Source organism: Streptomyces sp. NBC_00122 (genome assembly GCF_045160845.1).
Classification (GTDB): Bacteria; Actinomycetota; Actinomycetes; order Streptomycetales; family Streptomycetaceae; genus Streptomyces.
The window spans coordinates 1,783,058-1,795,346 of the sequence record NZ_CP108191.1 but is presented as its reverse complement, the minus strand read 5'-3'; the positions used below and the strand labels follow the sequence as shown (position 1 = coordinate 1,795,346).

General features: G+C 71.9%; 10 protein-coding genes and 1 pseudogene. 3 read left to right on the top strand and 8 right to left on the bottom strand.

Annotated features, from left to right (window positions below):
• Positions 1-7: 7 nt before the first annotated feature.
• The gene (locus OG737_RS08505; protein ID WP_328925517.1) at positions 8-1,591 is read left to right on the top strand and encodes a DUF2142 domain-containing protein; all 1,584 of its coding nucleotides are present in this window, start codon (positions 8-10) and stop codon (positions 1,589-1,591) included.
• A 29-nt stretch (positions 1,592-1,620) separates the two neighbouring features.
• Here OG737_RS08505 and OG737_RS08500 read toward each other — a convergent pair.
• Positions 1,621-2,322 (bottom strand): annotated as a pseudogene (locus OG737_RS08500) (carbon-nitrogen hydrolase family protein); the annotation flags it as partial.
• A gap of 10 nt (positions 2,323-2,332) precedes the next feature.
• Positions 2,333-2,911 (bottom strand): TetR/AcrR family transcriptional regulator, encoded by a 579-nt coding sequence (locus OG737_RS08495; protein ID WP_328925516.1) that lies wholly within the window; start codon positions 2,909-2,911, stop codon positions 2,333-2,335.
• A gap of 154 nt (positions 2,912-3,065) precedes the next feature.
• Between OG737_RS08495 and OG737_RS08490 the strand changes: the two genes are divergently transcribed.
• Complete coding sequence (locus tag OG737_RS08490; protein WP_405679987.1) at positions 3,066-5,555, top strand: glycoside hydrolase family 3 protein; 2,490 nt, start codon at positions 3,066-3,068, stop codon at positions 5,553-5,555.
• Positions 5,556-5,642: 87 nt separating this feature from the next.
• On the opposite strand, the gene OG737_RS08485 is transcribed toward OG737_RS08490, so the two are convergent.
• Complete coding sequence (locus tag OG737_RS08485) at positions 5,643-6,539, bottom strand: SGNH/GDSL hydrolase family protein (protein ID WP_328925514.1); 897 nt, start codon at positions 6,537-6,539, stop codon at positions 5,643-5,645.
• A 249-nt stretch (positions 6,540-6,788) separates the two neighbouring features.
• On the opposite strand from OG737_RS08485, the gene OG737_RS08480 reads away from it, so the two are divergent.
• Complete coding sequence (locus tag OG737_RS08480; protein ID WP_328925513.1) at positions 6,789-7,283, top strand: DUF3145 domain-containing protein; 495 nt, start codon at positions 6,789-6,791, stop codon at positions 7,281-7,283.
• A gap of 66 nt (positions 7,284-7,349) precedes the next feature.
• Here the strand turns inward: OG737_RS08480 and fabF are convergent, their stop codons facing one another.
• The 5 genes from fabF to OG737_RS08455 form a co-directional block, all read right to left on the bottom strand.
• Positions 7,350-8,615 (bottom strand): beta-ketoacyl-ACP synthase II, encoded by a 1,266-nt coding sequence (fabF, locus tag OG737_RS08475; RefSeq protein ID WP_328925512.1) that lies wholly within the window; start codon positions 8,613-8,615, stop codon positions 7,350-7,352.
• Between the two features lie 79 nt (positions 8,616-8,694).
• Positions 8,695-8,943 carry an acyl carrier protein gene (locus tag OG737_RS08470; protein WP_328925511.1) on the bottom strand — a complete coding sequence of 83 codons (249 nt, stop codon included), beginning with the start codon at positions 8,941-8,943 and terminating at the stop codon, positions 8,695-8,697.
• A 57-nt stretch (positions 8,944-9,000) separates the two neighbouring features.
• A complete protein-coding gene (locus OG737_RS08465) occupies positions 9,001-10,005 on the bottom strand; it encodes a ketoacyl-ACP synthase III (RefSeq protein WP_328925510.1) in 1,005 nt (334 codons plus the stop codon).
• A 19-nt stretch (positions 10,006-10,024) separates the two neighbouring features.
• Positions 10,025-10,957: an ACP S-malonyltransferase gene (locus OG737_RS08460; RefSeq protein ID WP_328925509.1), complete on the bottom strand. Its 933-nt coding sequence runs from the start codon at positions 10,955-10,957 to the stop codon at positions 10,025-10,027.
• Between the two features lie 89 nt (positions 10,958-11,046).
• Entirely contained in the window at positions 11,047-12,264 is a 1,218-nt protein-coding gene (locus OG737_RS08455) for a helix-turn-helix domain-containing protein (RefSeq protein WP_328925508.1), read from the bottom strand.
• Positions 12,265-12,289: the final 25 nt, after the last annotated feature.

Here is a 12,289-nt window from a genome sequence, read left to right as displayed (position 1 = left end):
GAAACCGATGATCTCCGCACTGACGCGGCTGGCCGACTGGTCGGCCAGGAGCCCCAAGCGGTTGTGGCTGGTCGCCTTCGCGCTGTTCTTCGCGCTCACGGGCTCCTGGTCCGCCGCCAGCCCGCTCGCGAGTTCTCCCGACGAGCACGCGCACTTCATCCGCGCGGCGGCCGTCGCCAGGGGGCAGATCGGCGGACCCAAGGTGATGGTCCCGCACGTGGTGGCGGGCATCGAGGGGCAGTTCGCCGAGACCGGCGTGCAGGTCCCGGAGTGGTACAAGGACCTCCCCACGCTCCACGAGTGCTACTCGTGGAAGCAGCGGACGCCCGCGTCCTGCGCACCCTCGCTCGGGAACTCCGAGAAGATCACGCAGGCCACCACCGCGGCCGGCCGCTACCACCCGGCCTACTACCTGGCGACGGGCTGGCCGAGCCTGCTGGTCGACGGCCCCAAGGGGCTGTACCTCATGCGCTTCGTGTCGGCGCTGCTCTGCTCGGCCATGCTGGCCAGCGCGCTGGTCACGGCCGCCGAGTGGCGGCGGCGCTCGCTGGCGGTGCTGGGCGTACTGGCCGCGGCCACGCCGATGACGCTGTACATGGGCGGCATGGTCAACCCCAGCGGCGGCGAGATCGCCGCGGGGATCCTGGTGTGGACGGCGATGCTGTCGATCGTGCTCTCCCCGGACCCGCGGCTGCTGAACCGCCGGCTGGCCAGGCTGGGCACCGCCGGCCTGGTGCTGATAAACATCCGGCCGCTCGGGCTGATCTGGTTCGCGGGGGCGGTGGTCTTCAGCCTGCTGCTGGCGGGCCGCGGCCTGATCGGGTCGGTGCTGCGCCGCAAGGCCCTCTGGCTGTGGACGGCCCTGCTGGGGCTGGCCGCGGCCGGTGCGCTGCTCTGGGCGGCGACGCACCCGGACAACTCGGCGATAGACATCCCGGAGGACCTGACCACGGCGGTGGCCGCGAAGCACACCCTCGGCTTCACCAACGACTACATCCACCAGATGATCGGGTTCTTCGGCTGGCTGGACACGCCCGCGCCCGCTCTCACCTGGCTGTTCTGGTTCGGTGTGATCGCGACGTTCGCCGCGCTGGCGCTGGCGTACGGCCGTGGGCGCGAAGTGGTCGCGGTGCTCGGCATGACGGCGGCCGTCGTGATGGTGCCGGTGATCGCCCAGGCCTCGCAGGCGGAGCGGATCGGCATGGTGTGGCAGGGCCGCTACCTCCTGCCCTTCGCGGTCGGACTGCCGCTGATGAGCGTGCTGATCTGCGCCACGCGCTCCCCGGACCGGGGATTCCCCTGGCGCCGGCTGGCCGGGTTCTCCGTCGTCGCCCTCACGGCGGCCGACGTGGCGGCGTTCTACTGGACGCTGCGCCGCTTCGCGGTCGGGACCAGCGGCTCGTGGGTGGCGACCCACGCCCACTGGGCCCCGCCGGGCGGCTGGGCCGTGTGGGTCGGTGTGTACACGGTCGCGGCCGCGGCGCTCGTGGTGCCGGCCCTGGTGTCGGACCGGAGGCCCGTCGCGCCGCAGCCCCCGGACCGGGACACCCCGCACCCCGGGCGCCACTCCCGGGTGCCCGAGCCCGCCTGACGGCCGGGGTCGTCAGACCCGGCCACCGCGACCTCGACGGTCACCACGGACGGCGTACAGGCGTCCGCCTCGGCCAGCAGCGCACCGTCCGGGCCCCATACGGCCGCGCCGCCGCACCCGGTCCACGGGCCCGCCGGGCCGACGTGGTTGGCGAGGACGACGTACAGGCCGTGCTCCTTCGCGATCCCCGGGTGGACGGTGGCGCGCTCGTGGATCCCGTCGCCCGTCCCGTAGAGGGAGCTCGCGACGTGGACGCGGCAGCCGTCGGCCGCGGCGCGGCCGGTCAGCTCCGGGAAATGGTTGTCGTAACAGACGCCCAACGAGAAGCGGATCCCGCCGAGTTCGAAGCGCCCGTCGTGCTCGCCGGGCCGGAAGACGCCCTGCTCGTGCCGGTAGAGGTGCTGCTTGGCGTACGTGGTCACGTGCGCGCCGTCCGCGTCGTGCACCAGCGTCGCGATGGCGGGCCGCGCGCCGCCGGTCGGCAGGGCGACATTGACCGCGGTGGCGATGCCGGCGGAACGCAAGGGGTCCAGCCGGGGATCGTCGGCGCCCGTCCACAGGCCCGGGTCGGCTGCCAGCGTGTCCAGTTCGTAGCCGGTGAGCGTGAACTCGGGGAACACCACCAGCTCGGCGCCCTGTTCACGGGCCAGGACGGCGAGGCCGGCGGCCTGCGCGGCATTGGCGCGGACGTCGGCGGGTACGCAGGTCAGCTGCGCTGCGGCGATCTTCACCCGGCTCAGCCTAAGGGGCGTCCGGGCCCCTCAGCAGGGTGAGGAAAGCGCGGAACGCGGCGGGCATGTCCACCGATTCGGGGGCGAGGAGCCACTGGTACTGGAGGCCGTCGCTGACGGCCGCCAGCAGCGGGGCCGCCTGCTCCGGGGTGAGGCCCGAGGGGAGGCGCTCGCCGAACTCGGCGCGCAGCATCGCCGCCATCTCGCCGCGGACCTGGGCGTAGCGCTCGGTGAAGAACTCCCGCGCCGGGTGCCCTTCGGTGACGCTCTCGCCCAGCAGCGCCGAGAAGGTCTGCACGATGCCCGGGCGCATGGCGTTGTACTCCACCAGCGAGGCCAGCAGGTCCAGGCGCCAGCTGCCGGCCGAGGCGCGCGAGCCGCCGCCCGTGTCCCAGCGGTCGCGCTCCTCCAGCACCGCGACCAGCAGGGCCTCCTTGGTCGGGAAGTAGTGCAGCAGCCCCTGCTGGGTCAGGCCCACGCGCTCGGCGACCGCGCCCAGCGACGCGCCGCGGTAGCCGCGCTCCGCGATCACTTCGAGGGCCGCGCGGACGATCTCCCCGCGACGCTCCTCGCTCCTTGCCCTGACCATCGCCCCGGCACCCCTTCCGTTCACAGCTGCCAGCAGGACCGTACGCCATTCGTGTATCACGAAGAGATTACGAACCCTACCGCTTGCCAGGTATCCGGTCCACGATGGGGGCACCGCACCGCACCCGCACCGCACCCAATGAGGAGGCACGGCTGTGACCGATGCCGATCAGGCCCGCGAGAACGCCGTCGAGGCGGCGCTGGGCAAGCTGGATCTCGACACCAAGGCCCGCCTGCTGGCCGGCCAGGACATGTGGTCCCTGCCCGCCCTCCCCGAGATCGGGCTTCAGTCCCTGGTCATGTCCGACGGCCCCATCGGGGTGCGCGGCGTGCGCTGGACCGCCGACGACCCGTCCATCGCGCTGCCCTCCCCGACCGCGCTCGCCGCGGCCTGGGACCCCGCGCTCGCCCGCCGCGCCGGCCGCCTCCTCGCCCAGGAGGCCCGCCGAAAGGGCGTCCACGTCCTCCTCGCGCCCACCGTCAACCTGCACCGCTCCCCGCTCGGCGGCCGCCACTTCGAGTGCTACTCCGAGGACCCCTACCTCACCGGCGCCATCGGCACCGGCTATGTGAACGGCGTCCAGGACGGCGGGGTCGGCACCACCGTCAAGCACTTCGTCGGCAACGACGCCGAGACCGAGCGCTTCACCGTCGACAGCGTCATCGCCCCGCGCCCGCTGCGCGAGCTGTACCTGGCGCCCTTCGAGGCCATCGTCGCCAATGCCCATCCCTGGGGCATCATGACCGCCTACAACCAGGTCAACGGCACGACCATGACCGAGCACCGGTACCTGGTGAACGAAGTCCTGCGCGGCGAATGGGGCTTCGACGGGTACAACGTCTCTGACTGGATGGCCGCCCGCGCCACCACCGGCGACATCGAGGGCGGCCTCGACGTGGCCATGCCCGGCCCGCAGACCGTCTACGGAAGCGCCCTCGCCGAGGCCGTCCGCGCCGGCGAGGTTCCCGAGTCCGCCGTCGACGCGGCCGTACGCAACGTGCTGCGGCTCGCCGCCCGCGTCGGCGTCCTGGAAGGTGCCCCCGCGGTCGTCGCCGAGGCCCCGGAGGCCATCGACGGCCAGGCGCTGGCCCGCGAGCTCGCCGCCCGCGGCTTCGTCCTCGTCCGCAACGAGGCCGCGCTCGACGAAAACCCGGTGCTGCCGCTCGACGCGGCCGCAGGCCGCACCGTCGCCCTGATCGGCGCCGCCGCCCGTGATGCCCGCGTCCTCGGCGGCGGCTCCGCCACCGTCTTCCCCGAGCGGGTCGTCTCCCCGCTCGACGGCCTCACCGCCGCCCTCCGCGACCGGTCAGGGGTACCGCCCACCTACGCCCTCGGCGCCGACCCCTCCGACGAACTGACCCCCGCCGGGCAGGGCTTCGAGCTCCGCGCCGTCTGCCGCGACGCCTCCGGCGCCGTCCTCGGCGAAGGCAGCCTCCCGTCCGGCCAGGTCCAGTGGATCGGCGAGGACCTGCCCGCGGGCGCCGCGTACGAGACGATGGCCACCATCGAAGTCACCGGGACGTTCGTGCCGCGGGAGAGCGGTGAGCACGCCTTCGGCACCCGGGGGCTGGGGGCCTTCACCCTCGCCGTCGGCGGCGAGACCTTGTGGCACGGCGTCCAGGAGATGGGCGATGAGGCCGACCCGTTCGAGGCCTTCTTCGGCGCCCCCAGCGAGCGCGCCCGGCTCACCCTCACCGAGGGGGAGCCGGTGGAGGTGTCGTTGACCTACCAGGTCCCCGACATGACCGCGATGCCGCTCAAGGCGATCATGTTCTCGCTGCTCCACCTCGGTCCGCGGCGCGACCCGGAGGAGCTGATCGCCGAGGCCGTGGCGGCCGCCCGCGCCGCCGACACCGCCGTCGTGGTCGTCGCCACCACCGAGCGCGTGGAGTCCGAGGGCTTCGACCGCCGAGACCTCACCCTGCCGGGCCGTCAGGACGACCTGGTCCGCGCGGTCGCCGCCGCCAACCCGAACACCGTGGTCGTCGTCAACGCCGGCTCCCCGGTCGAGCTCCCGTGGCGCGAGGAGGTGGCCGCCGTACTGCTGACATGGTTCCCCGGGCAGGAGGGCGGGGCCGCGCTGGCCGACGTACTCCTCGGGGACGCGGAGCCCGGCGGCCGGCTGCCCACGACCTGGCCGGCCCGGCTCGCCGATGCGCCCGTCACCGAGGTCGTGCCCACCGAGGGGCGCCTGGAGTACCGCGAGGGGCTCTTCATCGGCTACCGGGCGTACGAGGCCGGGTCCATCACTCCGGCCTTCCCCTTCGGCCACGGCCTCGGCTACACCGACTGGGCGTACGAGTCCCTGGAGGTCACCGGCACCACGGCCCGGGTCCGCGTCACCAACACGGGCAGCCGGCCCGGCCGCGAGGTCGTTCAGATCTACCTGGCGCCCGTGGTGACCGGGTCCGACGGCGCGCGGAGCGCGACGGTGGAGCGCCCGGCGAGCTGGCTGGCCGCCTTCGCGGGCGTCGAGGCGGGCCCCGGCGAGAGCGTCGAGACCGAGATCGCCCTGCCCGCCCGGGCCTTCGAGATCTGGGACGAGGAGACCCGCGGCTGGCAGCGGATCGGCGGCACCTACGAGGTCCGCGCGAGCCACTCGCACGGCGATACGCGGCTGTCGGCCACGCTCGACATCCCGTAACACACCGTAACAACAGGAATGGCCGGAAAATACCCCCAAAAACCGGGCAGGGGGCGGGTCCTGACGCCCGCCCCCTGCCCACCGGCGTCAACGCGGCGGTTCGGCCGCCGTCACCTGGCGGTGGGCCAGTTCCGCCAGCCGCGCCTGCCCGTCCTTGCCCGGATGGAACCAGTCCCAGCGGCTCAACTGGTCCGCCGCGAAGGGGTACTGGAAGACCGCACCGCCGTCGTAGCGGCACAGCGCGTCCTTGGCGCACACCTCGCGGAGCACCTCGTTGTACTCGACCACCCGTGCCCGCACCCGCTCGCGCCGGGCCGTCGCCCCCGAGGCCGCCGACAGCGGATCGGCGAGCATCGACTGGCAGATGCCCAGGCTCCAGATCTTCCGCACCATCGGGTCGTCCTTGCCCTGCTCCCACAGCCGTTGGAGGTCCGGCACGCTGGAGACGTACACCTGGGTGGCGGGGGACGCGGCCCGCAGCGACGCGAGGGCCTGCTCGAAACTGGCCCGGAACTCCGCCACCGGGGTCATCGACGAAGCCGCGGGCCGGCAGGCGTCGTTCGAGCCCACCATCACCGTGACCAGGTCGGGCTTGTGTCCGGCGGCCTCTGCCAGCTGCCCCGGCAGGTCCGCCATGCGCGAGCCCGTCACCGCGTGGTTCCAGCTGTGGACGGGTGCCTGCGCCTCCCCGAGCAGCCGCGCGGCCAGGGAGTGGACCGCGGGGTCGTTGCCCGTGACCCAGGAGACCTCCGGGCAGTCCGCGAGCACCGAACAGGCGTCGAAACCACGGGTGATGGAGTCGCCCACCGCCGCGATCGAGGTGGGCGCCGTGTTCCAGCGCGGCGCGGCCTGGGCCCCGCGCTCGCCCTCGTCGCCCGAGCCGCTCGGCCCGCACCCCGTCACCGCTCCGGCCAGCAGGACGGCCGCCGCTCCCGCGCCCGCGAGGGTCCGGCGCGCGCGGCGGCGCGGAGCGGTGGTGCGCATCGGATGGTCTCCCCTTCGACGCCCCCGCATCGTTCGGGGGGTCCTGCTGAGTGAAAGCTCTGTGTTTACGGGCCTTGGAGCGACCGTACGTCACACCATGACCTCTGACGCACGGTAGCTTTTTCCCGTGGCGTTTCGGCCGCAGGTCCCGTTGCGCAATGTCAAATAATTTCCGTTACATTACATCACGTCACATACTGTCCGTTTTCTGGAGTTTATTCCCGACCTCGTCCCACACTGGAGGTCCCGGTGACGACACGTGGAGTTCTGTACGTGCATTCCGCACCGCGCGCGCTCTGCCCGCACGTGGAATGGGCTGTGGCGGGCGTGCTCGGGGTGCGGGTGAACCTCGACTGGATCAGGCAGCCCGCCTCCCCGGGCACCTGGAGAGCCGAGTTCTCCTGGCAGGCCGAAGCGGGCACCGCCTCGAAACTCGCCTCCGCGCTGCGCGGCTGGCACCTGCTGCGCTTCGAGGTGACCGCGGAACCCTGTCCGACCGCCGAGGGGGAGCGCTACAGCTCCACCCCGGAGCTCGGCATCTTCCACGCCGTCACCGGAATGCACGGCGACATCCTCATCCCGGAGGACCGGCTGCGCGCCGCCCTCGCCCGGTCCGCACAGGGCGAGACCGACCTGGAGGCGGAGATCGCCAAACTGCTCGGCAAGCCCTGGGATGACGAACTGGAGCCCTTCCGCTACGCGGGCGAGGGCGCCCCGGTGCGCTGGCTCCACCAGGTCGTCTGAGCGGCCCGTACACGCGAAGGGCCCCGCCCGGCAGATGCCGGGCGGGGCCCTTTCGTGCGTACGGGGTCAGACGGTGCGGAACGCGAGGGTCACGTTGTGTCCGCCGAAGCCGAACGAGTTGTTGATCGCCGAGATGGGGCCGTCGGCCGGCAGCTTGCGCGGCTCGCCGCGCACGATGTCCGCGTCGATGTCGTCGTCGATGTCGTCGAGGTTGATCGTCGGCGGGGCCAGCCGGTTGTGCAGCGCCAGCACGGTCGCGACGGTCTCGATACCGCCCGCGCCGCCCAGCAGGTGACCGGTCATCGACTTGGTCGCGGAGATCGCGATGTGGTCGAGGTCGTCGCCCAGCACCTTGCGCAGGGCCTTCAGCTCGGCCGTGTCACCCTGCGGGGTGGAGGTGGCGTGCGCGTTCAGGTGGACCAGCTCGGCCGGGTCGAGACCCGTGTTGTCGAGCAGGTTCTGCACCGCGGCCGCGACACCGCGGCCGGTCGGCTCGGGCTGCGCGATGTGGTGGCTGTCCGCGGACAGGCCCTGGCCCAGCACCTCGCAGTAGACCCGGGCACCGCGCGCGGCGGCGTGCTCGGCGGACTCCAGGACCACGACACCGGCGCCCTCGCCGAGGACGAAGCCGTCGCGGGCCTTGTCGTACGGGCGGGAGGCCGTGGTCGGGCTCTCGTTGTTCTTGGACATCGCCATCATGTTGGCGAACGCCGCGATCGGCAGCGGGTGGATCGCCGCCTCGGTGCCGCCGGCGACGACCACGTCGGCACGGCCGGTACGGATCATCTCGACGGCGTAGCCGATGGCCTCGGCGCCGGACGCGCAGGCGCTGACCGGAGTATGCACGCCCGCCTGGGCGTTGACCTCCAGGCCCACGTTGGCCGACGGGCCGTTCGGCATGAGCATCGGGACGGTGTGCGGGGAGACCCGGCGCACACCCTTCTCCTTCAGCACGTCGTACTGGTCGAGCAGGGTCGTCACGCCGCCGATGCCGGAGGCGATGACGGTGCCGAGGCGCTCGGGCGCGATACCGGCGTCCTCGCCCGCGGGGGCGGTGTAGCCGGCGTCGGCCCAGGCCTCGCGGGCCGCGATGAGGGCGAACTGCGCCGAGCGGTCGAGCTTGCGGGCCAGCGGCCGGGGCAGGACCTCGCTCGGGTCCACGGCGGCCGGTGCGGCGATACGGACCGGGAGTTCGGCGAACCGCTCGCCCTCGAGAGGCTTTACGCCGGAACGGCCGGCGAGCAGACCTTCCCAGGTCGAAGCGCTGTCGCCACCCAGCGGAGTGGTTGCGCCGATACCGGTGACGACCACGGTGCGATTGGTCGGGCTCACAGGAATTCTTTCTCCACGTCTCAGGGGGTGCTGAATTGTCACGGCGCCACCGCCAGGTGGCGACAAACGCTCGTCAGGCTCAGGCCTGGTGCTTCAGGATGTAGCTCGCGGCGTCGCCGACCGTCTTGAGGTTCTTGACGTCCTCGTCCGGGATCTTGACGTCGAAGCGCTCTTCGGCGGCGACGACGACCTCGACCATGGACAGGGAGTCGACGTCCAGGTCGTCCGTGAAGGACTTGTCGATCTCGACGTCCTCGACGGGGATGCCGGCGATCTCGTTGACGATGTCCGCGAGACCGGCGACGATCTCTTCCTGCGTGGCGGCCATGTGGCGCTCCTTCTCTGGGTAACGGGGTAAAGCAGGACCGGAATGTGGTTCCCGGTCCTAGGGGAGAGTAACGACCGTCGCGGCGTAGACGAGTCCCGCCCCGAAGCCGATGACGAGCGCGGTGTCGCCGCTCTTCGCCGCTCCGGTCGCCAGGAGCCGCTCCATAGCGAGCGGGATCGAGGCGGCCGAGGTGTTGCCGGTCGTCTCCACGTCACGGGCGACCGTGACGTGCTCCGGCAGCTTCAGAGTCTTCACCATCGAGTCGATGATCCGCATGTTTGCCTGGTGCGGAATGAAGACGTCCAGGTCGTCGGCGGTGATCCCGGCGGCGTCGAGAGCCTGCTGGGCCACCTTGGCCATCTCGAAGACGGCCCAGCGGAACACCGCCTGACCCTCCTGCGTGATGGCCGGGAACTTCTCGGCGCTGTCCTTGCTCCGGTACTCGTCCCACGGCACGGTCTGCTTGATGGTCTCGGACTTGTCGCCCTCCGAACCCCACACCGTGGGGCCGATGGCCGCCTCGTCCGAGGGGCCGACGACCACGGCGCCGGCGCCGTCACCGAACAGGAAGGCCGTCGCGCGGTCCTCAAGGTCGGTCAGGTCCGAGAGCCGCTCCACGCCGATGACGAGCACGTACTCCGCCGACCCCTCCACCACCATGCCCTTGGCCAGGGTTAGGCCGTAGCCGAAGCCGGCACAGCCCGCGGAGATGTCGAAGGCGGCGGGCTTGACCGCGCCGATCCGGTGCGCGATCTCGGTCGCGACGGCCGGGGTCTGCTTGAAGTGCGAGACCGTCGAGACGATCACGGCACCGATCTGCTCGGGGGAGACACCGGCGTCGGCCAGTGCCTTCCCCGAGGCCTCCACCGACATCGCGGCGACGGTCTCCTGGGGCGAGGCCCAGTGCCGGGTCGCGATGCCCGAGCGGGAGCGGATCCACTCGTCGGACGAGTCGATCGTCTCGAGGATGACCTCGTTGGGCACCACACGGGTCGGGCGGTAGCCGCCGACACCGAGGATGCGGGCGTACGGGGAGCCCTTGGCCGGCTTGATCTTGGACATGCTGTGTGGGCTCCTTCTCTCAGGCCGTCTGCTCGGCGACGAGCGCCGCGGCCTTGTCGAGATCGTCCGGGGTCTTCAGGGCCACGCTCGGTACGCCCTTCAGCGCGCGCTTGGCCAGACCCGTCAGAGTGCCGCCGGGGCACAGCTCGATGATCCCCGTGACACCCAGCTCCGCGAACGTCTCCATGCACAGGTCCCAGCGGACCGGGTTCGCGACCTGGCCGACCAGGCGGGCGACGACGTCGGCGCCCGTGGTGACGACGAGGCCGTCCTTGTTCGAGACGTACTTCAGCGCCGGGTCCGCCGGGGAGAGGGCCTCGGCGGCCTTCTCCAGCGTGGCGACCGCGGGGGCCATGTGGTGCGTGTGGAAGGCGCCCGCGACCTTGAGGGCGACGACCTTCATGGAGCCTTCGGGCTTGTCGGCCTCCAGGGCAGCGATCTGCTCCATGGTGCCGGCGGCCACGATCTGGCCCGCGCCGTTGATGTTGGCGGGTGTCAGACCCAGCTTCTCCAGGTGTGCGACGACCACGTCACGATCGCCGCCGAGGACCGCGGCCATGCCGGTCTCGGTGACAGCGGCGGCCTCGGCCATGCCCAGACCGCGGGTACGGACGAACGACAGCGCGTCGGCGTGGTCGAGCACACCGGCGTACGCGGCGGCGGTGATCTCGCCGACGCTGTGGCCGGCGACGGCGCCGAAGGCCGAACGGCCGTGTCCATGGGAAGTGGCCAGTGCGTCGGCGGACAGCAGACCCGCGGCGACCAGCAGCGGCTGGGCCACGGCCGTGTCGCGGATCTCGTCCGCGTCGGCCTTCGTGCCGTAGTGGGCAAGGTCGAGCCCGATGGCGTCCGACCATGCGGCGACGCGGTCAGCGGCACCGGGAAGGTCGAGCCAGGGAGTCAGGAAGCCGGGCGTCTGAGCGCCTTGGCCGGGAGCGACGAGTACGAGCACCCTCACACTCTCTCTTGTGGATGGACCCTGCCGCCCGTGGGGACAGGGACCAAGAACCGTCGGGGTAATTGTTGATGTCCGACAAAAGTCTAGGACTGAGGATCGCCGTCGGCTAGACGCCCGAGAATCAGGGCGATCCGCAGAGTGAACGCCGAACGGACATCAGAGGGTGACCAGCCGGTGACGTCGGTCACACGTCGCAGCCGGTAGCGCACCGTGTTGGGGTGCACGAACAGCATCCGAGCAGCCCCTTCGAGGCTGCTCGCCTGCTCCAGGTACACGCTCAGCGTCTCAAGCAAAGCTGAGCCCGCTTCTTCAAGCGGTCTGTAGATCTCCTCCACCAGCTGCTCCCGGGCGGAGGGATCCGAGGCGATCGCGCGCTCCGGCAGGAGATCGTCCGCCAGGACCGGGCGCGGAGCGTCCTGCCACGCCGTACAGGCCTTCAGCCCGGCCGCGGCGGCCTGCGCCGACTTCGTCGCGTTCAGCAGGTCGGGCACCACCGGGCCGGCCACCACCGGGCCGGCCGCGAACGGTCCGATCAGCGACTTCGCGACCTGCATCGGGTTGTCGCTGCCGCCCGCGATGACCACCAGGCGGTCCCCGAGCACACCGGTGAGGACCTGGAGCTTGTGGTGGCGGGCTGCGCGCCGGATCGCTTCGACCGTCAGCTCGCTGTCCCCCTCCGGCGCGGTGCCCAGCACCACGCACACGTGCTCCGGGGAGTTCCAGCCCAGCGCCGCCGCCCGCGACAGCGCGCCCTCGTCGGCCTCGCCGGACAGCACCGCGTTGACGACCAGCGACTCCAGCCGCGCGTCCCACGCCCCGCGCGCCTCGGCGGCCTGCGCGTACACCTGGGCCGTCGCGAAGGCGATCTCCCGGGCGTACACCAGCAGCGCCTCGCGCAGGATCTGCTCGTCGCCCGGGGCCGCCACCTCGTCGATCGCGGCCTCCATGACCTCGATCGTGGTGCGGACCATCTCGACGGTCTGGCGCAGGGTGATCGCCCGGGTCAGCTCGCGCGGAGCCGTCCCGAACACGTCGGTGGAGATCGCCTGCGGGGTCTCCGGGTGCCGGAACCACTCCGTGAACGCGGCGATACCGGCCTGTGCGACCAGGCCGATCCAGGACCGGTTCTCCGGGGGCATCGCCCGGTACCACGGCAGGGTCTCGTCCATCCGCGCGATCGCGTTGGCGGCGAGCCGGCCGGAGGACTTCTCCAGTCGGCGCAGCGTCGCGGTATGCGGATGGACGGGCGCGGGATGCGCGGTGTGTGTCGCGGGGGAATGCTCACGTTCGGGTTGGGGCACGGGACAAGACTGCCTTATCGGGAAC